Annotated in this window: 23 protein-coding genes and 1 pseudogene; 20 read left to right on the forward strand and 4 right to left on the reverse strand. The window is 39.7% G+C overall.

All coding sequences use genetic code 11. From position 1 onward, the window contains the following. Window positions 1–111: 111 nt before the first annotated feature. From ACIFPW_RS17660 to ACIFPW_RS17670, 3 genes are all read left to right on the forward strand, one after another. Complete coding sequence (locus tag ACIFPW_RS17660) at window positions 112–369, forward strand: IDEAL domain-containing protein (RefSeq protein WP_430246248.1); 258 nt, start codon at window positions 112–114, stop codon at window positions 367–369. 59 nt (window positions 370–428) lie between these two features. After that, window positions 429–554 (forward strand): hypothetical protein, encoded by a 126-nt coding sequence (locus tag ACIFPW_RS17665; RefSeq protein WP_255622402.1) that lies wholly within the window; start codon window positions 429–431, stop codon window positions 552–554. Window positions 555–668: 114 nt separating this feature from the next. Further along, window positions 669–1,547, forward strand: a complete 879-nt coding sequence (locus ACIFPW_RS17670) for a 5'-3' exonuclease (RefSeq protein ID WP_430246250.1) — start codon at window positions 669–671, stop codon at window positions 1,545–1,547. Between the two features lie 99 nt (window positions 1,548–1,646). Here the strand turns inward: ACIFPW_RS17670 and ACIFPW_RS17675 are convergent, their stop codons facing one another. Continuing rightward, entirely contained in the window at window positions 1,647–2,036 is a 390-nt protein-coding gene (locus tag ACIFPW_RS17675) for a reverse transcriptase-like protein (protein ID WP_194221543.1), read from the reverse strand. A gap of 127 nt (window positions 2,037–2,163) precedes the next feature. On the opposite strand from ACIFPW_RS17675, the gene ACIFPW_RS17680 reads away from it, so the two are divergent. Together ACIFPW_RS17680 and ACIFPW_RS17685 are read left to right on the forward strand one after the other, a co-directional pair. Then, complete coding sequence (locus ACIFPW_RS17680) at window positions 2,164–2,340, forward strand: zinc-finger domain-containing protein (RefSeq protein WP_430246252.1); 177 nt, start codon at window positions 2,164–2,166, stop codon at window positions 2,338–2,340. A gap of 13 nt (window positions 2,341–2,353) precedes the next feature. Next, window positions 2,354–3,016: a DUF771 domain-containing protein gene (locus tag ACIFPW_RS17685; RefSeq protein ID WP_194221545.1), complete on the forward strand. Its 663-nt coding sequence runs from the start codon at window positions 2,354–2,356 to the stop codon at window positions 3,014–3,016. A gap of 25 nt (window positions 3,017–3,041) precedes the next feature. On the opposite strand, the gene ACIFPW_RS17690 is transcribed toward ACIFPW_RS17685, so the two are convergent. After that, window positions 3,042–3,290 carry a DUF2564 family protein gene (locus tag ACIFPW_RS17690; protein WP_194221546.1) on the reverse strand — a complete coding sequence of 83 codons (249 nt, stop codon included), beginning with the start codon at window positions 3,288–3,290 and terminating at the stop codon, window positions 3,042–3,044. A gap of 153 nt (window positions 3,291–3,443) precedes the next feature. Next, a complete protein-coding gene (gene cspD, locus ACIFPW_RS17695; RefSeq protein WP_194221547.1) occupies window positions 3,444–3,644 on the reverse strand; it encodes a cold-shock protein CspD in 201 nt (66 codons plus the stop codon). A 286-nt stretch (window positions 3,645–3,930) separates the two neighbouring features. Between cspD and ACIFPW_RS17700 the strand changes: the two genes are divergently transcribed. Continuing rightward, window positions 3,931–5,619 (forward strand): formate--tetrahydrofolate ligase, encoded by a 1,689-nt coding sequence (locus tag ACIFPW_RS17700; protein WP_430246255.1) that lies wholly within the window; start codon window positions 3,931–3,933, stop codon window positions 5,617–5,619. Window positions 5,620–5,635: 16 nt separating this feature from the next. Continuing rightward, window positions 5,636–6,154 carry an acyl-CoA thioesterase gene (locus tag ACIFPW_RS17705; protein WP_194221549.1) on the forward strand — a complete coding sequence of 173 codons (519 nt, stop codon included), beginning with the start codon at window positions 5,636–5,638 and terminating at the stop codon, window positions 6,152–6,154. A 125-nt stretch (window positions 6,155–6,279) separates the two neighbouring features. On the opposite strand, the gene ACIFPW_RS17710 is transcribed toward ACIFPW_RS17705, so the two are convergent. After that, window positions 6,280–6,549 (reverse strand): DUF2524 family protein, encoded by a 270-nt coding sequence (locus ACIFPW_RS17710; RefSeq protein WP_404682131.1) that lies wholly within the window; start codon window positions 6,547–6,549, stop codon window positions 6,280–6,282. Between the two features lie 131 nt (window positions 6,550–6,680). On the opposite strand from ACIFPW_RS17710, the gene ACIFPW_RS17715 reads away from it, so the two are divergent. From ACIFPW_RS17715 to ACIFPW_RS17775, 13 genes and pseudogenes are all read left to right on the forward strand, one after another. Continuing rightward, window positions 6,681–7,541 (forward strand): CvfB family protein, encoded by an 861-nt coding sequence (locus ACIFPW_RS17715; protein ID WP_430246258.1) that lies wholly within the window; start codon window positions 6,681–6,683, stop codon window positions 7,539–7,541. A 77-nt stretch (window positions 7,542–7,618) separates the two neighbouring features. Next, the gene (locus ACIFPW_RS17720) at window positions 7,619–7,876 is read left to right on the forward strand and encodes a YhdB family protein (RefSeq protein ID WP_194221551.1); all 258 of its coding nucleotides are present in this window, start codon (window positions 7,619–7,621) and stop codon (window positions 7,874–7,876) included. A 98-nt stretch (window positions 7,877–7,974) separates the two neighbouring features. Continuing rightward, the gene (locus ACIFPW_RS17725) at window positions 7,975–8,985 is read left to right on the forward strand and encodes a glycoside hydrolase family 15 protein (protein WP_430246260.1); all 1,011 of its coding nucleotides are present in this window, start codon (window positions 7,975–7,977) and stop codon (window positions 8,983–8,985) included. Between the two features lie 297 nt (window positions 8,986–9,282). Continuing rightward, window positions 9,283–11,190, forward strand: a complete 1,908-nt coding sequence (gene glgB / locus ACIFPW_RS17730) for a 1,4-alpha-glucan branching protein GlgB (RefSeq protein WP_430246262.1) — start codon at window positions 9,283–9,285, stop codon at window positions 11,188–11,190. Continuing rightward, entirely contained in the window at window positions 11,183–12,322 is a 1,140-nt protein-coding gene (locus tag ACIFPW_RS17735) for a glucose-1-phosphate adenylyltransferase (protein WP_194221554.1), read from the forward strand. Before glgB ends, ACIFPW_RS17735 begins: the two co-directional genes overlap by 8 nt. Window positions 12,323–12,339: 17 nt before the next feature. Continuing rightward, window positions 12,340–13,446: a glucose-1-phosphate adenylyltransferase subunit GlgD gene (gene glgD / locus ACIFPW_RS17740; RefSeq protein ID WP_430246264.1), complete on the forward strand. Its 1,107-nt coding sequence runs from the start codon at window positions 12,340–12,342 to the stop codon at window positions 13,444–13,446. A gap of 15 nt (window positions 13,447–13,461) precedes the next feature. Further along, the gene (glgA, locus tag ACIFPW_RS17745; protein ID WP_430246266.1) at window positions 13,462–14,892 is read left to right on the forward strand and encodes a glycogen synthase GlgA; all 1,431 of its coding nucleotides are present in this window, start codon (window positions 13,462–13,464) and stop codon (window positions 14,890–14,892) included. A gap of 177 nt (window positions 14,893–15,069) precedes the next feature. Then, complete coding sequence (locus ACIFPW_RS17750; protein ID WP_430246269.1) at window positions 15,070–16,104, forward strand: EAL domain-containing protein; 1,035 nt, start codon at window positions 15,070–15,072, stop codon at window positions 16,102–16,104. A gap of 92 nt (window positions 16,105–16,196) precedes the next feature. After that, on the forward strand, window positions 16,197–17,300 hold the full coding sequence (gene ytvI / locus ACIFPW_RS17755) for a sporulation integral membrane protein YtvI (RefSeq protein ID WP_194221558.1): 1,104 nt from the start codon (window positions 16,197–16,199) through the stop codon (window positions 17,298–17,300). Window positions 17,301–17,315: 15 nt separating this feature from the next. Then, window positions 17,316–17,909, forward strand: coding sequence for a lytic transglycosylase domain-containing protein (locus ACIFPW_RS17760; protein ID WP_430246272.1), 594 nt, complete (start codon window positions 17,316–17,318; stop codon window positions 17,907–17,909). Window positions 17,910–17,971: 62 nt separating this feature from the next. Beyond that, window positions 17,972–19,096, forward strand: coding sequence for a conserved virulence factor C family protein (locus ACIFPW_RS17765; RefSeq protein ID WP_430246274.1), 1,125 nt, complete (start codon window positions 17,972–17,974; stop codon window positions 19,094–19,096). Window positions 19,097–19,110: 14 nt separating this feature from the next. Beyond that, window positions 19,111–19,540, forward strand: a pseudogene (locus ACIFPW_RS17770) (BrxA/BrxB family bacilliredoxin). Window positions 19,541–19,599: 59 nt separating this feature from the next. Further along, window positions 19,600–20,040 (forward strand): OsmC family protein, encoded by a 441-nt coding sequence (locus ACIFPW_RS17775; protein ID WP_430246276.1) that lies wholly within the window; start codon window positions 19,600–19,602, stop codon window positions 20,038–20,040. The last annotated feature ends 92 nt before the right edge of the window (window positions 20,041–20,132 follow it).

The following is a 20,132-nucleotide window of genomic DNA, read 5'->3' on the forward strand; positions in this document are numbered from 1 at the left end:
TGAAAAGAAAACATGTAAAAAAAGTTATATCGGAATATTCTGAAAAATATTGATATTTTGACGATTCCCTCGTATAATAGAAAAAAGAGCTTCAGAGGGGGGAGAGCTAGCATGAACAATCATCATAAGTCGTATAAAGACAATATGAAACAACGTGCTATGAAAAAGAAACAGGAACAGGAAACGTTTGAGTTGGAATTGTACGCCCAATTGATCCTTGATGAAGCCGTGTTTATTTTCCAGGAAAAACGTTACCAACAATCCATTGATCAAGCTCTCGACAGAGGAGACAAAAAAGCATTTCAAGAAGCATCCAAGCAGTATGTAGCGTTTCTTCGTTCTTACAAACAGGAGCTTCATTTCGACTGAATAGAATGAGGCCAATCTGGCACAAACTAGAGAGGAAGTACTTCTAAAGGAGTGTCACGATGGGCAGACAGAAAAAAGGAAACCCCAATGCACAGCGTAATAATAATGCAAAACAACAAAAAGCAAAAGCGATGCCATCCTATGCAGAGATGGAAGCAGAAAAGCTGAAAAATCCGCAAGAATAAAAGAAGGAGCCTTCATTAAAAAGGCTCCTTCTTTTATTGTGATCATTTTGTTATTTCGTTTATGTTACCATAAGAAAAGAAAATGGTTTATAGGGTGAAAGGAAGATCAAATATATGGGCCGATTAGTATTAATTGATGGATTTAATTTATTAAGTAGAGGTTATTTTGCGACAGCCTATGGAAAGTCTGAAGACCAGCTTTCGCAAACGCCTGAAGGGTTATATACGAATGCTTTAAGGGTGAAGCTGCAAAAAATCATTTCTCTTGTAAAGGAGTATGAACCGACGCATTTTGTTGTTACATGGGATGTGAAACGGAATGAAGTAAAGCGTAAAGCGCTCTATGAAGAATATAAAGGAACGAGGGAAGATTTACCAGGTCCTCTTATTCAGCAATATGAAACGGCTGTGAATTTGTTTAAGGCAACAGGAATCCCGCAGATGAGTGTAGAAGGATTTGAAGCAGATGATGTAATGGGAACACTCTCCGACCGGTGGACAAAAGAAGGTCTGGGTGATTGTTACATTTATAGTAATGATCGGGATCTTCTTCAGCTTCTGAATCCTTCTGTTTCACAAATTATTGCGATTCGCAAAGAAGGCGATAGGGTATACACAGAAGAGCATTTCAAAACAGAGTATGGAATTACACCCGATCAGTGGATTGATGTGAAAGCATTACTTGGAGATAAGAGTGATAACATTCCAGGTGTTGCCGGAGTAGGGGACAAGGCTGCTTTACCGCTAATTCAGCAATATGGTTCCGTTCAAGGGGTATATGAGAACATTAGCGAACTAGACAGTAAATTTAATCGGTATCGTAAAAAGCTTATAGATGGCGAGGAGTTCGCGAAATTAAGTCTTGAACTTGTGACAATTGAGCGCGCGATTCCTGATCTTGATGATTATTCGTTTGCTAATTGCAGGTTAGATATGGATTTAGATCAGTTTAAAGATGAGCTGGATCATCTCGGATTGAGAATCCGCATGTAGAAATAATGGTTGGTTAACAAATCCTAAATAAAAAAAGCGCCTTGGATTGAAAAGGCGCTCATTTTAATTAGGATTTGATAGAAGATAAGGACGTTTTTATCATTTGTTTTGCTGAATCGCTTTTCGCGCTAGCTCGTCAGCCATTTTATTTTTTGAGCTTGGGATCCATTTAATGAAACAAAGGTCGAATTGATCAACTAACGCCAAGCATCGAATTAAGTAGGGTTGATAACCTTTGTTTTTGACATATCTGCCGTCGACTGCGCTACTGACTAGCTGTGAATCTGTCCGAACGGAGATTGTGCGGAACTGTTTATCTATACAAAGCGTAAGAGCGTGAATTAACGCTTCAAATTCTGCTTCATGGTTTGTGAGCGTGCCAAGCGGGAGAGAAGATCGAATGACACTTCCTTCTGCTTTAACGAAAACACCTGCTCCAGAGGGACCAGGGTTACCTGCGCTTGCTCCATCTACATACACTTCAATCATGTGCCTTTCCTCCCCTGTGGGCTGGTCTTGTTGTATTTTATCATAATCATGTTCGTAGAGAGAAGACATACATTTAAGGTAAAAGGAGAAAACTGTTAAGAAGGGACTGTGTGTAGGAGTGAAAAGTATGAAAAAGAAAGAAGTTATGATGGAAGTAGGGTTAATCCTAGATACATATTGTCAGGATTGCTTGCTCAAAAGAGTCAATCAACATGATTACGGTAAATGTCATGCCCAAAAGTTTTGTATTACCGAATGTACAGTTGGAGAAGAATTGAAGCAATTAGGTAAACATTTGACATAGGGAGGGCATAGTCATGGATGTTATAGTGAAATGGAAATACAAAACGCCAAGAGGCCTTTCCTCCTGGATGACGTCAGACGAAGTGCCATTTAATGAAGCGCTTCTTTTGGCACGTGATATTGCTAAAACTGGTCGATCCATCGACCTTTACTTTCTTGATAATAGGGGAACGAAATGGTCTGTTAAGGAATTGGAAACATACATGACCAAAAAACAAGAGCGACCAGCTTCAATTGAGGTTATTTTCGACGGTAGTTTTGATAAAGAAACAAAGAAGGCTGGATGCGGAGCGGTTATTTATTATTATGAGGGTAGGCAGAGAAAACGCATACGAATAAATAAAGCGATGGATTATCTTGAAAATAATAATGAGGCCGAATATGCATCGTTATGGTTAGGTCTTCAAGAAATAAAATCAATCGATGTTGAGGATACAGAGATCCTCATCAAAGGTGATTCCCAGGTGGTGATTAACCAGCTTGGAGGAGAATGGGCCGTGTATGAACCACTCTTAACGAGGTGGATGGATCGCATTGAAGATACGCTACGTGATCTTAGACTTCAACCTGTGTACAAGCATATTTCTCGCGAAGAGAATAAAGAGGCGCATCGTTTAGCCAAACAAGCGCTTAAGGGTACAGAAATTAGTAGTTCCATTGAAGTTGATAACGAATAAGAGAAGCAGCGCAATGCTGCTTCTCTTATTCGTTTGCTTCTCTTAACTGCGTTTCACATTTTTCGATTAATTCACTAGAAAATTCATAGAACTGTTCATTCGTTCCCGATTTATGTGAGAGCGCTTGTTGGAACTGTTCTTTCGCTTGATTTATCGCATCCTGTGCCGCTTGTAACTGGTTACCATTCATGCTTTTCGTTGCCTGGCCGACGAGATGCTGAGCTGATTTAATGGACATTTCAATTTGTTGCAAATCAGAATATGGTTCTGACATACTATCCCACCTTTACGATTCATTCAAGAATAGTATGACCATGAGTCTGCTTTTTAAACCAAAGGGTTTATCGTGATTTAGCGTCTATCTCATCGGAAAATGACATGAAAAAAGGAACTGATGATTTCATCAGTTCCTTTTGAAAATTATATTTTAGAGTTTGTTTACGTTAGCAGCTTGAGGTCCGCGATTTCCTTCAACGATTTCGAAAGAAACGTCTTGGCCTTCTTCAAGTGTTTTGAAACCTTCATCATTGATTGCTGAGAAGTGTACGAATACATCGTCAGCTCCGTCGATTTCGATGAAACCGAATCCTTTTTCTGCATTAAACCATTTTACTTTACCGTTTTGCATGTTTGTTCCTCCTAAAAGCTTAGCACAATCTTTGTGCACTTTAAAATTCAACCATTCACTGGAACATTGAATAAGAGATATTCGATGTGTACGAGATTAGTGCACGAAAAATCGAAATCAAAGTCTCAATCAAATATCCTATGTGATAAATGGTTAACTACAATATAACGTCTCATTAGAAAAATGTCAAGACTATCAACTGATTAAAACATAATCCTTAACGGGAAGAATAAAGTTGGGTAAGATGGAAATTAGAAAGATGCATTCTTACATATGGAGGGGTTCTATGAAGCCGGAAGTAAAATTTAAAAGTGATATTGATATTGCACAGGAATCTAAGGTGACTCGCATCTCTACAATTGCCGAGCAGCTAGGATTATATGAGAATGAATGGGAACCTTATGGTCATTATAAAGCAAAGATTTCATTAAATGCGATGAAACGTTTGAATGAAAAGCCCTCTGGAAAAGTCGTCCTTGTAACAGCGATCAATCCTACTCCTGCAGGGGAAGGGAAAAGCACTGTAACAGTTGGTTTAGCGCAGGCATTAAATCGAATCGGTGAAAAAGCCATCGTTGCCATGAGAGAACCTTCACTTGGTCCGAGTATGGGGATTAAAGGAGGTGCAGCTGGAGGTGGTTATTCGCAAGTAATGCCGATGGAAGATATTAACCTCCATTTTACTGGAGATTTACATGCGATAACGTCTGCACATAATGCTTTATCTGCCCTTATCGATAACCATATTCATCAAGGAAATGAAATTGGTTTTGATACGAGGCGTGTCACTTGGAAGCGCGTTGTAGATTTAAATGACCGAGCATTACGTAATGTCATTGTTGGTCTAGGCGGCCCTACACAAGGTGTACCTCGTGAAGATGGGTTTGATATTACAGTAGCCTCTGAAATCATGGCGATTCTATGTCTAGCTTCAGACATAACTGATTTAAAGAAACGTCTTTCATCAATTGTAGTAGGATATAGCATGTCAAAAGAGCCGATTACTGTTGGGGATTTAGGTGTAGAGGGAGCGATTACACTTCTTTTAAAAGATGCGATGAATCCGAATCTTGTTCAAACGTTGGAGAATACTCCAGCCCTAATCCACGGTGGCCCTTTTGCTAATATTGCTCATGGATGTAACAGCGTGGCAGCAACCAAAATGGCGCAAAAGCTTTCTGACTATGTGATTACTGAAGCAGGATTTGGGGCTGATCTCGGAGCTGAAAAGTTTTTCGATATTAAAACTAGAGCTGGCGATATTGATCCTGCAGCAACCGTAATTGTAGCAACCATTCGAGCCCTTAAAATGCATGGCGGAGTACCCAAAGATAACCTAAAAAAAGAAGATGTTGGTGCGCTAAAAGCTGGACTATCAAATCTGGAACAGCATGTCTCTTCAATAAAAAAATTTGGTGTACCATATGTTGTTGCCATTAATCGGTTTCTAACAGACACGGATCTAGAAATGAATACTCTCTTAGAATGGTGTAAAGAAAATGATATCCCTGTAGCGCTAACAGATGTATGGGCACGAGGAGGAGAAGGCGGCGTAGAGCTCGCAGAAACGTTATTAAACGAAATGGAACGAACTGAAAATCAGTTTAAGCCTCTTTATGATCTTGATTGTTCAATGACTGAGAAAATCGAAACGATCGCTAAAGAAATTTACGGTGCTTCGGGGATAGAATTGTCCTCTAAAGCTAAGAAACAAATGAAAGAATTCGAAGAAAATGGTTGGGGGAAACTTCCTGTTTGTATGGCAAAAACACAATATTCTCTTTCGGATGACCCTTTGTTACTCGGAAGACCTTCTGGCTTTACGATAACCATTCGCGAATTCCGTCCTTCCATTGGAGCCGGATTTATCGTAGCATTAACCGGGAACGTAATGACGATGCCTGGATTACCTAAAAAACCAGCGGCCCTTAACATGGATGTTTCTGAAGATGGAACAGCAATTGGGCTTTTCTAGAAAGAGTGGATATACGATGTCGAATACAGCTTTAACAAAAAAATTAATACGTGATTCAAGAACGACCAAATCAAGCTTCGTACTACCTTCTGACACAAATACTCATGGAACCTTGTTTGGTGGAAAGCTAATGTCTTACATAGATGATATTGCTGCCATAGCTGCATCTAAGCACGCTAGATCAGCAGTAGTTACTGCATCAGCTGACTCAATTGATTTCCTTAGTCCTATTCGTGAAGGTGAAGTAGTCAGCTTAGAGGCCTATGTAAGTTGGACACACAATACTTCAATGGAAGTGTTTGTGAAAATATTTGCCGAAAATGTGTTAACAGGTAGAAAGAAAGTGTGCGCAACGTCCTTCTTAACTTTCGTTGCTCTAGATGAAGAGAGTATACCTGCAAGAGTGCCTGAAGCAATGCCTGAGACAGAAGAAGAAAGATTTGTGAATGATGGTGGACTAGAGCGTATGAAGGCAAGAAAAGCGAGAAGAAAACACTCGCAAACATTAGCCAGTGAATTTGGTTCATTTTCTTAAGAAATAAGCTGCTTTTACTTAAATTATCGATTGTTGTCTCATTCGACTGGTTATCAAAGAGCATGAAGGAGCTAAAAATCAACTGCGTTAAACATAGCTAAAAAAGATCTGCAAATATGCAGATCTCATGTTTCAAACCCGAGAATAAAATTGTTTTGCCGATCCTGAATTTGCTGTTGCGCTCGATTAAGGGCGTCACGCTGTTCAGGATTTGCACTGTGAATCATTTTATCTAATTCTCCGGACATTCGCTCAAGTAATTGCTGTGTTTCAGTATAGCTATTATCAGTAATGGCTGATTGCTGTTTGGTAGCAAGCTGAAGCTGTTCATCGGCATATTCAACTAGCTCATGAGCGTTTTTTAACATTTCCTCTAGTTTTCGGTATGTGGACAATGTGCACATCTCCTTTTCGTAATTGGTCACGATTAGTATTGACAGGAAAGACACTTTTATGAGAAACAAGGGGAAATTCCGGGTGTGGAAGTGATATACTAAGACAAGCAAAAAGAAAGGCGTGAATCAAGTTGGCAAGTGAATTATATGCAGGAGAAATGGCGACGCTACGTGTCGCACGTATACAAGAATACGGATATTTTCTAACAAATGGATTAGAAGACGTTATGCTTCATAAAAAAGAAGCTAAAAATAACTATGAAGAAAATGATGAAGTTGAGGTGTTTTTGTACCATGATCATCAGGGGAGACTTTCAGCAACTGAAACAATACCAACTGTTACAGTTGATTCATTTTCGATTCTAAAGGTCGTAGAAGTGAAAAGAAGCCTTGGGGTTTTTGTTGATATTGGTATTCAAAAGGACATGCTGTTATCAAAAGATGATTTACCTTATGATTGGGCAACTTGGCCAGCAATTGGTGATGAATTGTATTGCGGACTAAAGCTCGATAAAAAGCAGCGTCTATTTGCAGATTTAAGTAAATTTGAAGAAATACAGGAGCTTTCTAAATCAGCACCGGCAGAATGTAAAAATGATGAAGTAGAAGGCCTGGTTTTTCGCTTTCTAGAAGACGGTGTTTCAATTTTAACCAATGAAGGATATCTTGCTTATCTTCATAAGGATGAGATGAAGGATCAAGTGAGACTTGGCCAGCGTCTTACAGTGAGGATCACGTTTGTTAGAGAAGATGGGCGTATAAATGTATCCACAAGACCACTTGTTAAAGAAGCAAGACTTGAAGACTCTGAACGTTTAGTTGCTTATATGCAAGAGCGTGACAATCGGATGCCATATACAGACAAAAGTGATCCAGAAGCCATAAAGAGTGAGTTTAACATCAGTAAAGCTGCTTTTAAGCGAGCTATGGGGAAACTTATTAAAGAAAAGAAAATTGAACAAAAAGACGGTGTAACGTTCCTTAGAACGTAATATGACATCTTTTTCTTCGTGTAATGGGTGCTTACGAGCGGATACTATATGTAAGCTCCTAGAAAGGGGGCATGTCATTGGACATTACTGACTATGACAAAGCTCTATATTACACACATCATTGTGCTTGCATTGAATTAAGTATCCTGATGATGAAGACAGAAGACGATATTCTTTCGAAGCGAATTGAGCATTTTGTTCATGCGTTTATACGTGAAACTGAATTTTTGAAGGTGAAAGAAGCGCGAGACACACTTCTTACCTATATAGACTATGTGTATCGAATGGAACCTGAAATGAGCGATATGACAGCAATAAATCAGACTTTTGACTGACCCTAAACTACCTGGGTCAGTTTTTTTGTGGCATAAAAAGGTTTAAAATTGTCGAATAGGGTATAATTGTAGTAAAAAATAAGGAGCAGGTGAGAAATATGAATCAACAGCAGCTGCACAGTGTACTTGAAAGCATGCGATTACCCAATGGAGCTTATGTTGCAAGTACATCCGATGATTACGACTACGTTTGGATCAGAGATGTATGCTATGCGGTTATGCCATATTTAAATTCAAAGTGTTCACGATATGAAAAAGCTTATCATGCGCTGCTCACATTATTGAGAAAGTATGAATGGAAAATCGATATTCATACGGAGCAGAAACCACATTACTTACATGAATACATTCATGCCAGATACACAAGAGATCTTGAGGAAATTCCTGTTGAATGGGGTCATGCACAAAATGATGCAATAGGAATATTGCTGTTTGGTATAGGACAAGGAATTCAAAATGGAAAGCCTATGCTAAGGGACAAAGTCGATCATCGCATCGTTCAGAAGCTTGTCGACTACTTAGAATGTCTAGAATACTGGAAAAGCCCAGACAACGGCATGTGGGAAGAAAATGTAGAAGTTCATGCATCAAGTGTCGGAGCATGTGTTGCAGGATTAAAAGCAGTAAATACGCTCGTTAATGTTCCCTCTTATATGATTGAAAAGGGTCAGGAAGTCCTAAATGAACTTCTGCCTTGTGAGAGCGAAACGAAAGAAGCCGATTTAGCGCTATTATCCTTAATTTATCCTTTAAATGTTGTAACAAGAGAACAAGCCATTCAAATTGTAGATCGTATCACGGGACAACTCGAGCGAAAACGCGGAGTTATTCGTTATGAAAACGATGTTTATTATAATGAAGGTAGTGAAGCAGAGTGGTGCTTCGGATTTCCTTGGCTCGGTTTATGTTATGAGCAGCTGGGTGAACTAGATAAAATGAATGAATATTGGACGAAAACCATGAGTATTACACCTGAAAGTGGTAAAATTCCAGAACTTTATATTGGTGGTACTGATATTCCAAATAAAAACACTCCCCTTGCATGGTCTATTTCGATGGCATACCAGCTACAGGTTCGAATGAACGAAATGCAAGAGAATGTATCATAACTTAAAAAAGTTTTTTTCAAAAATGATATGTTCGCTTATATTGTTGCTCATTCGATTGAAACGTTCATTAATATAGCCATTCTAAAGGTTGCGGTTTATCCGCAACCTTTTTTCTATGAGATATGAATCAAAAAGCATTTTTTATGAAATATTATTCCGTTATTTGTCGAAAAAAGCATGTATTTTTCGACAAATATTTTTTTTGAAGGAATGACCATATTACATGTCGAATCTTTAGGATGTAGAGGATAACTATGGTGGAATCCCTATATTTATCAATGAGAGCGAGGTGCCGCAATGACTGTATCGATGCCGACAGATTACGATCGGTATTTATTTCATCAGGGAAATTTATTTCAGGCTTATCGTTCAATGGGCGCCCATTTAAGGGAAGAAGACGGACGATTTGGAGTCAGGTTTACAGTCTGGGCTCCTCACGCTGCAGCCGTATCTGTAACAGGGAATTTTAATCAATGGGATCCCACATCGCATCGAATGGAGAAAATCGAAGAGTCCGGTCTCTGGTCGTTATTTGTAGAAGATCTATCAGAAGACGAACTCTACAAGTATGCTGTCGAAACAGGTGCAGGCGAGATTCTAATGAAATCTGATCCGTATGCATTTTATTCAGAGTTAAAACCGAAGACAGCATCTATTGTTAAAAAAGTCGATGAGTATGATTGGCAAGATGCAAAATGGATGAACAAAAGAAAGAAAACGGCTCCTTATGATAGCCCGCTGTCGATTTATGAAGTTCATCCAGGGTCCTGGCGTAGAAAAGAGGACGGCTCTTATTATTCTTATCGGGATCTTATGGACGAGCTCATTCCTTACGTAAAGGAACTCGGTTACACGCACATTGAACTAATGCCCGTTATGGAGCATCCTTTTGATCGATCTTGGGGATATCAGATTACCGGCTATTTTTCTGTAACAAGTCGGTTTGGACAACCGGATGATTTAAAAGCATTTATTGATCGATGTCACCAAGAAGACATTGGTGTACTGCTTGATTGGGTACCTGCTCATTTTTGCAAAGATGCGCATGGACTAGGTCAATTTGATGGAGGTCCTGTTTTTGAGCCATCTGATCCCGCTCGTGCTGAGCGACATAATTGGGGAACGTACAATTTTGATTATAGTAAACCAGAAGTTGTCAGTTTTCTTATTTCAAATGCGTTGTTCTGGTTTGACTACTACCATATAGATGGTTTAAGAGTGGATGCTGTATCACAGATGTTACTTTATCATCATGACCATGAAAGTGGTGGCGTTGAAGGCGAGAACTCTGCAGCCAAGGAATTCATTCAGAAACTAAATCGGACGGTATTTGAACAATACCCGAATGTGCTGATGATGGCAGAAGAATCAACCGACTACCCGCTTGTAAGTGCTCCGATCCATGAAGGTGGGCTCGGCTTCAATTATAAATGGAACATGGGATGGATGAATGACGTACTGAAGTATATGGAGCTCCATATGGATGATCGAAAGCATCATCACAATTTATTAACTTTTTCGTTTTTTTACGCTTTTTCTGAAAATTATCTTCTTCCTCTTTCTCATGATGAGGTCGTACATGGGAAGAAGTCATTGTTGAATAAAATGCCAGGTGATTATTGGCAGAAGTTTGCCAATCTTCGAACGCTTTACGGGTACATGATGGCTCATCCAGGAAAGAAACTGCTTTTTATGGGTGGAGAATTTGGTCAGTACGATGAATGGAAAGATTTATCTGAACTAGACTGGATGGTTTTGGACTATGACATGCATAGTAAGGTGAATGCCTATGTAAAAGATTTGAACCACTTTTACCTTGATTCAAGGGCCATGTGGCGAATTGATCATGAATCAGAAGGATTTGAATGGATTGATGCGAACGATAACTCACAGTCCGTTCTAACGTTTATGAGAAAAGGAAAAGCGAAGGGCGATTGTGATATCGCCATCATTAATTTTTCTCCTAATGTCTACTATGATTATCGCATTGGTGTTCCATCTTCCGGTACTTATATCGAAATGTTTAATAGCGATCAAGAAAAGTATGGTGGTTCAGGTCAACTTAACGCAGAAATCTTACAAAGCGATAGAAAACCGTATCACAATCAGCCTTGTAGTCTAATGCTTAAAGTACCACCACTTGGAATTGTTATTCTCGGCAAAAAAAATAAAAGCAACCTTGAAAGGAGAAATCGCTATGTCTAAAAAGCGTTGTGTCGCTATGCTACTTGCAGGAGGTCAAGGGACAAGACTTGGAAAGTTAACAACACGTCTTGCTAAGCCAGCAGTCCCGTTCGGAGGGAAATACCGTATTATTGATTTCACCCTCAGTAACTGTAGTAATTCAGGAATTGATACGGTAGGGGTTCTGACGCAATACCAGCCTTACATATTGAATTCGTATATTGGAATCGGGAGTTCTTGGGACCTTGACCGAAAAAATGGAGGTGTATCTGTTCTACCACCATATATGGGACAAAAAGGTGGCGAATGGTATCGCGGCACAGCGAATGCGATTTACCAGAACATGTACTACATTAAACAATATGATCCTGAGTATGTTCTAGTTATTTCAGGTGACCACATCTATAAAATGGATTACTCTGAAATGTTGGATTACCATGAACAGCGCAATGCAGATGCCACAATTGCTGTGCTTGAAGTGCCATGGCATGAAGCAAGTCGCTTCGGAATCATGAACACGGATGATGAAGATCGTATTGTCGAGTTTCAAGAAAAGCCTGCTGAACCGAAAACTAACCTTGCCTCTATGGGGATTTACATTTTTAACTGGAAAGCGCTTGAGAAATATTTAACCGAAGATGAGCAAAAGTCAGATTCATCAAATGACTTTGGTAAAGATATAATTCCGGCTATGATTGAAGATGAAAAGAACGTTTTCGCATATTCGTTCAACGGTTATTGGAAAGACGTTGGTACGTTACAAAGTTTATGGGAAGCCAATATGGATTTACTTGATGATGATCCAAGCTTAATTCTAAATGACCCTGCCTGGAAAATTTATTCAGTTAACCCGAACCAACCACCTCAATATATCGCACCTCAAGCAAAGGTAACGCGTTCTCTTGTTAATGAAGGATGTGTTGTATATGGAGAAGTGTATCGTTCCGTATTGTTCTATGGTGTGCATGTTGGCCTTGGAAGCACAATTAAAAATTCGATCATAATGCCAAATGTGAAAATTGGCGCGAATGTAACGATTGAGAACGCTATCGTAGAAAGTGGAACGGTAGTAGAAGATGGCATGACACTAGGATCAAGCGATGGTTCGATCTCGTTAATTGCAGATGGCGAAATTGTATCGGTACCAAAATAGAGTAGGGGGATGAAACGATGAAAAAAGTAGTAGGAGTTATTAACCTCGTAGATGAAAAAAACACGCTGAGTGAGTTAACCAATCATCGGAGCTTTGCCTCTGTTCCATTTGCAGGGCGGTATCGACTCATTGATTTCTCATTATCGAATTTAACAAACGCAGGAGTGAATACAGTTGCCGTATTCACTCGTGAAAAATACCGTTCTTTATTTGACCATTTAGGATCCGGACGCGAGTGGGATCTAGATCGTCATCAAGGAGGTCTTTTCTTTCAGCCTCCAGCAGATGAAGAGCGCAGAAGCACTGGAGATATTCACTCTTTTCATGAAAACCTTTCCTTTTTCAAAAGAAGCCTTTCCCATTACGTTCTCGTAACAAATGGTCAGCTCGTTTGGAATGTTGATTTCGATCAGATCATTGAAGAACATGAAGCTCAGAACGCCGATATCACTGTTGTCTATAAGCCGTGTGATGATCCTTATACGAGCGGAAGTCATTACAATGTGCTTTATACAAACGATGATGAGCGCGTTGATCGCTTAAACCTTGGGGTTGAGCCTCTTCCAGGAGATAACGTTTATTTAAACACTTTTCTGATGAAATCTTCTCTTCTAATTTCCCTCGTGGAAGATAGTATTGAATCAGGTAAGCATCAATCAATTAATGAAGCAATTGCCGCAAGTCTGGATCGCTATCATGTGCACGCGCACCATTTCGGTGGATATGTAACATTTATTGATAGTGTTGAAAGCTACTATCGCTACAGCATGGAAATGCTTGATCCAAACGTGACGCAGGAACTATTTTACAATACGGGCCCGATTTATACGAAGGTAAAACACGAATCGCCAGCTAAATACCTTGAAAGCTCCACCGTATCGAACTCATTAATCGCAAACGGTTGTACAATATCAGGGACAGTCGAAAATAGTATTTTGTTTAGAGGTATCCGCGTTGGAAAAGGGGCTGTGATTCGAAATAGCATTATCATGCAAAAGTGTGAAATTGGTGAAGGAGCCGTTATCGAGAATGTGATTCTTGATAAAGACGTTTCCGTTTCGCCTAATGAGACAGTGACTTCTGAAGATCAGCCGAGAGTTATTGCTAAATCCACCGTCATCTAGTAGGAGGAAGTTGAAATGAATGTATTATTTGCCGCTTCTGAAGGTCATCCCTTTATCAAAACAGGGGGATTGGGTGATGTAATAGGCGCCCTTCCAAAGGCCCTTCAAAAGCAGGGAGCGAATGTATCCGTAATTTTACCTAAATATCAAGATATGAATGAAACGTACAAAAGTCAGCTTGAACTGAAAGAAACGATCACAGTTTCTGTAGGTTGGCGCGATAAGTATTGCGGAATTGAAATGCTCAAGCTTGATGGAATTACCTATTATTTCATTGACAATGAGTATTATTTTAAGCGTAGCGGTAGCTATGGTTATTTTGATGATGGAGAACGCTTTTCATTCTTCTGTAAAGCTGTATTAGAAGCGATTCCGTATTTAGAAGAGCAACCGGACATTCTTCATTGTCATGATTGGCAAACAGGGATGATTCCTGTTTTGAAAAAAGCTCATTACCGAAATCATCCTTATTATGAAGGGATGAAAGTGGTATATACCATCCATAACCTTCGTTACCAGGGAGTGTTTCCAAAAACAATCCTTCATGATTTGCTCGACTTAAGTGAACTCCACTACAATAATGAAGGTGTGGAATTTCATGGGAACGTTAGCTTTATGAAAGGCGGACTGCTTTATGCAGATTATATTACAACGGTAAGTCCTGCCTACGCAGAAGAAATTAAGCAACCATACTTTGGTGAATACTTGGATGGTGTTATGAGAAAAAGAGAAGATGAATTTGTTGGGATTATTAATGGAATTGATACAGAACTTTATGATCCTGCTACAGATACAGCACTTCCTTATTCCTATCACGCAACACATTTACTTAAAGAAAAAAACAAAACAGATCTTCAGAAAAAGCTGGGCTTACAAGTAGGAGAGGGAATACCTGTCCTGGCTCTTATCACAAGACTCGTAGAACAAAAAGGAATCGATCTTTTCTTTAGAGTTCTTCCTCAAATCATGGAGGAAAAGGTTCAGGTTGTCGTTCTTGGAACGGGTGATGAGCACTACGAGCATATGCTGCGAGAGGCTGAAGCTCGTTACCCAGGCAGGTTTAGCGCGAATATTTACTTCGATGACGGGGTTGCTAGACAGCTTTATGCTGCCTCCGATTTATTCCTAATGCCTTCTCAATTTGAGCCATGTGGGATCAGTCAGCTGATTGCTTTAAGATACGGGAGTCTACCGATCGTTCGAGAAACAGGCGGGTTAAAAGACACCGTACTACCTTATAACCAATTTACCGGTGAAGGCCACGGTTTTAGCTTTGCGAACTACAATGCTCACGAAATGCTAGATACAATTAATCTTGCTCTAGATCTTTATCATCATAATGAAATCACATGGAGAAAATTAGTCGTGCGAGCGATGCGTCTTAATTACTCATGGGAAGCTTCATCGGTGAAATACATGAATTTGTACAATAATCTATTAAAGTAACGCTTATATATTCCGATAAGAGAAGCAGGGGAATTATTCCTCTGCTTCATTTTTGATTTGGAAAGTGACCAGGCTTAATTGATGAGTCATTTGAACGAGTCAAAACGTGTGAATTAACGATGATTCTTACCAAGTATTACATAGACAGATTATGACTTAGATAGGAGAAAGACCCTTATGTATACATGCTCAAAATGCACCGCGATACCAGATATTCCTTCTTCTGGTTACTTAGAAATCGTTACAGCTGTGCCGCAACTTCAACGAAGTTTAAATGAATTGATGTTCCAAAGTGAATCTTTGAATTCTCTTACAGTCTCCTATGAAAATTCGGAATCCCTGCTTGAAATTTGTCATCGCATCAGTTCTCATTTTAATGATGCGGCAAAACAAATGTTTTTTTGTGGAACGGGAACAGTGGATGGAATAAAGAGGAGCTCAGTTCTTTCATTTCCTCAATTTTATTCAAGGCTCAAACATCCAGATTTTATAGAGGTTATGAGAAATTCTCTCTTTACTAGCCATATGCAGCCCATCATCACACTTGATAATAATGATATTACAGGGTATGAATTCTTGATGCGGCCGACTAATGAGCGCTATCCTTTTTATCCAAATGAATTATTCGATATGGCTAGACAATCTGGTCTTCAAGCCTTTCTTGACAGCGCTGCAAGAATTGCTTCTATTAAAATTAGTGCGTCGCATCTTTCAAAAGGCATTAAACGCTTCATTAATTTTCTCCCTTCTTCGATTTATGATCCAGCTCATTGCTTACGAACAACTTTCCAAACTGTTGAAGCGTACAATCTCGATCCAAGAGATTTAGTATTTGAAGTAGTAGAAACTGAAAAGATTGACGAAGTAGATCATTTAAAACAAATCTTTCGCTCATATCAGCAAGAAGGAATGAAAATGGCGCTAGATGATGTAGGCACTGGATACGCTACGAAAGAAATGCTCCTTCAGTTGAAGCCCGACTATGCGAAGATTGACCGCAGTGTTATTTCTCATTGCGATCAAGATTCTGAAAAACAAGAGAAACTGATCGAAATGATTTATCTATCAAAGGAAGAGGGGATTACGTTACTCGCGGAAGGAATTGAACGTAAAGAAGAAGCTGATTTTTGTAGGCAAATGGGAATACCGCTTGGACAAGGCTATTATTTTGGGCGTCCGGCTGAACGACCAATAGATTCAATACAAGTTTAATATTAAAAGAAGGGGTTTCCCTTCTTTTTCTTATGGAAATTTCTTCTCAAAACCGATATGCTTACGAAAGATTACTAAATTGAGGTGACAGGATGCTAACTTTTTATCGGCGTTATGCGCGAACAGCTTTTGATATTGGACTTATCGTGTTAACGGTTTTTTTAATTATGCTTGTCTCAAGTTTCTTATTTGAAATTGCGGCACCGATTATCGTAGGGTACATTATTTTTCTAGTTATCGAACCTTTCGCTCGGTTTCTAAATCGGAAGGGAATAGGCAAAACAGCTGCAACTACTATTTCCACGCTTGTTTTTGTATTAATCGTGGTGAGCGTAGTCTTTCTAGCAGGCGCGATTTTTGTTCTTCAATTGCAAAACTTAATCAGCCTTATTCCTGGATACGTTGCGAAATTCCAGGATCAAATTATGAACTATGTGCATTGGGGGCAGCTCCAGTTAAACGCCTTACCTCCAGATGTACTAGAGAAGGCGCAAGATTTTTCACTAACGCTCGTTGAGAAAGCATCCATTATGTTGACGACTTTATTAAATAGCGTGTTTGCTTTTGTGACGTCCATTCCAACGCTTGTGATTAATTTCATTATTGGAATTGTTCTCGCGTATTTTTTAAGTATTGAGATTGAAATGTGGAAGCGAATTGCGGCGAAGCGAACACCAAATACATTTAAGACGGCTTATTTCTTCCTGAAGGAAAATGTATTAAGCGGAATCGGAGCGTATTTAAAAGCGCAGCTAAAGCTTATTACGATCACATTTGTACTCGTTCTATGCGGGCTATGGATATTAAGAGTGGATAATGCATTCACACTCGCGCTTTTATCTGCTTTTTTCGATCTTCTTCCGCTTCTTGGCGTTTCGGCGATCTTCATACCATGGGCAATCTATCTTCTTGCGGTAGGACAAACCTCTCTCGCAGTATCCCTATTGATTCTACTTGGGGTGGTTATGCTAGTGAGACAAATCATGGAGCCGAAAATTACGGGAGATTCACTAGGTGTATCTGCGTTTACAATTCTTTCATTTATGATTATTTCTCTTTCACTATTTGGAATTGCAGGAGTCGTATTATCACCGATTTTGCTCATTCTCATTAAAGCGTTATATGATCACGGATATTTAAGTAAATGGATCCATCTTCCTAGTGAGGAATTCATAGATCCAGAGGAAAGACGGTAGGAAGGAAGAACGGAAGTGAAGCGATTAGGAAGCTTAATTATCATAACAATCTTTATTAGTGTGTTAATAGGTGTATTTCTTCAGAAAACACCAGATTCTTTTTCCCAACCGCTGAAAAAATCTGAAGTTCCAGAGGAATATATCGACCTTTACAGAGAAGCTGGTGAAGAATACGACGTTCAATGGGAGCTTTTAGCAGCGGTACATCGCGTTGAAACAAAATTCTCGACGATGTCAACATTAGAAAGCCCTAAGGGTGCCATCGGCCATTACCAGTTTATGCCGTTAACCTGGATTGGTTGGAGCTATGGGGGGAGTCGTCTTGGAGAACTGGATAAGGATGATCTAGTTGATATTACAAATTTAGATCTTATTCAAAAGTACAGTGGGTATGGGAAAGACGGAAATGGAGACGGTAAGGCAGATCCATATAATCTGACGGATGCTGCTTATACTGCCGCTAGCTACTTATCTGCTAATGGTGCAAGTGAGGGGAGACTGAAGAGTGCCTTATTCGCTTATAATCAGAGTGATGAGTATGTGGATGAGGTGCTTTCATTTTATAAAGAATACAGAGAAAATGTTTCTGTAGTGAAGTTAGATCCTTAATTCAATGTAATGGTACAGCGCTGTTACATATGATAAAATCACGATTAGAAGGGGGCGATTGCATGAAGATTGTTTCAATCGAACCGACACCAAGTCCAAATTCGATGAAAATTAACTTAAGTGAAGAGCTAGAACCTGGAGACACAAGGCAGTATAAGCTTGATACTGACATATCTAATGCTCCAGATTATATTCAAAAATTAATGGCCGTTCCCGGTGTGAAAGGTCTTTATCATGTGATGGATTTTATCGCGCTAGAACGGAATGCCAAATATTCATGGGAAGAGATCCTTCCAAAAGCTCGTGAGGCATTCGGAGAGATTAATGAAGAATCCGTCGAGACAAATCAGTCGTCGATAGAAGACTTTGGAGAAGTGAATGTGTTTATTCAAATGTTTCGCGGTATTCCAATGCAGGTGAAGCTTGTAGAAGGTGAGACTGAGCATCGTTTTGGTTTGCCTGACCGATTTATGGAAGCTGCTATGAAAGCCTCTTCAGCTTCTGAAAACATGGTGATGGAACGTGAATGGAAAGAACAAAGTCCACGGTACGGATCACCTGAAGAAGTTGGACAAGAAGTTACCGAAGAAATAGCGGCGACGTATAGTGAAGAGCGTCTTTCGGATCTTGTTACTGCAGCATTCTCAGATCAAAATGCTTCTCCAAAGCAAGAGAAAAAGGTCGTTACACTAGAAATGCTAGATGACTCAGATTGGAAAGTAAGATACGCAGCACTTGATCGCATGGATCCAGAAATGAATGATTTGCCGGTACTGGAGAAGGCGCTACACGATGAAAAAGCTTCTGTACGCCGCCTGGCGGTTGTTTACCTTGGTATGATTGAATCAAAGGATGTTCTTCCGCTTCTTTATAAAGCTTTGCGTGATAAATCTGTTACGGTTAGGCGGACAGCCGGCGACTGCATGTCAGATTTAGGTCATGTTGAAGCCATTCCTGAAATGATAGAATCGTTGCAAGATCGAAATAAGCTTGTTCGTTGGAGGGCCGCTATGTTTCTATATGAAGTTGGCGATGAAACGGCGATTCCAGCACTTGAGCAAGCAATGGACGATCCAGAATTTGAAGTGAAGATGCAGGCGGGTATGGCATTAGAACGGATAAAAGGCGGAGAAGAAGCTAAAGGCTCTGTCTGGCATCAAATGACTCAAGCAAGAAAATCGAATTAACGGAGGTATAGGATATGAATCCATACGAAGAATATATGCGCCAGATGGCACAGCCGATGCGAGATGAGTTAACATCAGCTGGTTTTGAAGAGTTAACGACTGAGGAAGAAGTATCCGGCTTTATTACAGAAAAAAAAGGGAACATCACTTGTTTTCATTAATTCTGTTTGCGGATGTGCAGCAGGTCTTGCTCGACCAGCTGCTCGCGAAGCGATTGAACATGACAAAAAACCTGAGCATCTTGTGACGGTTTTTGCAGGACAAGATCGTGAAGCAACAGGTAAAATGCGTGAATATTTGGAAGGATATGAGCCGTCATCACCTTCTATCGCTCTCTTAAAAGACGGCCAGGTGCTTCATTTCATTCCTAGAGAAGAAATTGAAGATCATGAAGTGGAAGAAATCGTTGCGAATTTGACAGGAGCTTTTGAACAATATTGTTAAAGACAAACTCCACTCACTCGAGTGGAGTTTTGTCTCTACTTAATGGGAGGGAATTGAGAATGGATCACATATTTGAACTACAAGGAAGCTGGAAGGGTGGACTTTCTGGCGAAGGTAAGATTCAGACTGAAAACCTAACAACAGAAGTATCGATCCCTACGTCGATGGGCGGCGGAGAGAAAGGAACAAATCCTGATGAGTTACTGTTAAGTTCATCAGCCGCTTGTTATTTCATGACCATTGGACTTTATTTGGAGCGTAATCACATTCCTTTCGAAGATGTTAAAATTTCCTCTAAGCTTAAAGTAAGTGGTGACGGAAAGCTGCACGTAGAGTCAATTCACCATTACCCAGTCATCTATCTTGCGGAAGAGCCGGATGAAGAAATGACAGAGCGTATTCATTCCATTGCTCATCGTGCAGAAGAGGGATGTATGATTACAAGAGCGATTAAAGGAAATGTTAATGTAGTTGTAGAACCAGCTATAAAAAAAGTGTGAGGTTTTTCACTGTCATAAACTTTTTACTGTAGTATGCTAACAACGTCGTGTTTTTTGGACATGCTCATCTTAGGAGAAAATGGTCAATCTAT

It is taken from the genome of Pseudalkalibacillus sp. NRS-1564, assembly GCF_050467905.1.
Taxonomy (GTDB): Bacteria; Bacillota; Bacilli; order Bacillales; family Guptibacillaceae; genus Guptibacillus; species Guptibacillus hwajinpoensis_B.

Bases quoted from the DNA above. Each gene is read 5' to 3' on its own strand.
- ACIFPW_RS17660 (WP_430246248.1), top strand. From the start codon at position 112: ATGAACAATCATCATAAGTCGTATAAAGACAATATGAAACAACGTGCT.
- ACIFPW_RS17665 (WP_255622402.1), top strand. From the start codon at position 429: ATGGGCAGACAGAAAAAAGGAAACCCCAATGCACAGCGTAATAATAAT.
- ACIFPW_RS17670 (WP_430246250.1), top strand. From the start codon at position 669: ATGGGCCGATTAGTATTAATTGATGGATTTAATTTATTAAGTAGAGGT.
- ACIFPW_RS17675 (WP_194221543.1), bottom strand. From the start codon at position 2,036: ATGATTGAAGTGTATGTAGATGGAGCAAGCGCAGGTAACCCTGGTCCC.
- ACIFPW_RS17680 (WP_430246252.1), top strand. From the start codon at position 2,164: ATGAAAAAGAAAGAAGTTATGATGGAAGTAGGGTTAATCCTAGATACA.
- ACIFPW_RS17685 (WP_194221545.1), top strand. From the start codon at position 2,354: ATGGATGTTATAGTGAAATGGAAATACAAAACGCCAAGAGGCCTTTCC.
- ACIFPW_RS17690 (WP_194221546.1), bottom strand. From the start codon at position 3,290: ATGTCAGAACCATATTCTGATTTGCAACAAATTGAAATGTCCATTAAA.
- cspD (WP_194221547.1), bottom strand. From the start codon at position 3,644: ATGCAAAACGGTAAAGTAAAATGGTTTAATGCAGAAAAAGGATTCGGT.
- ACIFPW_RS17700 (WP_430246255.1), top strand. From the start codon at position 3,931: ATGAAGCCGGAAGTAAAATTTAAAAGTGATATTGATATTGCACAGGAA.
- ACIFPW_RS17705 (WP_194221549.1), top strand. From the start codon at position 5,636: ATGTCGAATACAGCTTTAACAAAAAAATTAATACGTGATTCAAGAACG.
- ACIFPW_RS17725 (WP_430246260.1), top strand. From the start codon at position 7,975: ATGAATCAACAGCAGCTGCACAGTGTACTTGAAAGCATGCGATTACCC.
- glgB (WP_430246262.1), top strand. From the start codon at position 9,283: ATGACTGTATCGATGCCGACAGATTACGATCGGTATTTATTTCATCAG.
- ACIFPW_RS17735 (WP_194221554.1), top strand. From the start codon at position 11,183: ATGTCTAAAAAGCGTTGTGTCGCTATGCTACTTGCAGGAGGTCAAGGG.
- glgD (WP_430246264.1), top strand. From the start codon at position 12,340: ATGAAAAAAGTAGTAGGAGTTATTAACCTCGTAGATGAAAAAAACACG.
- glgA (WP_430246266.1), top strand. From the start codon at position 13,462: ATGAATGTATTATTTGCCGCTTCTGAAGGTCATCCCTTTATCAAAACA.
- ACIFPW_RS17750 (WP_430246269.1), top strand. From the start codon at position 15,070: ATGTATACATGCTCAAAATGCACCGCGATACCAGATATTCCTTCTTCT.
- ytvI (WP_194221558.1), top strand. From the start codon at position 16,197: ATGCTAACTTTTTATCGGCGTTATGCGCGAACAGCTTTTGATATTGGA.
- ACIFPW_RS17765 (WP_430246274.1), top strand. From the start codon at position 17,972: ATGAAGATTGTTTCAATCGAACCGACACCAAGTCCAAATTCGATGAAA.
- ACIFPW_RS17775 (WP_430246276.1), top strand. From the start codon at position 19,600: ATGGATCACATATTTGAACTACAAGGAAGCTGGAAGGGTGGACTTTCT.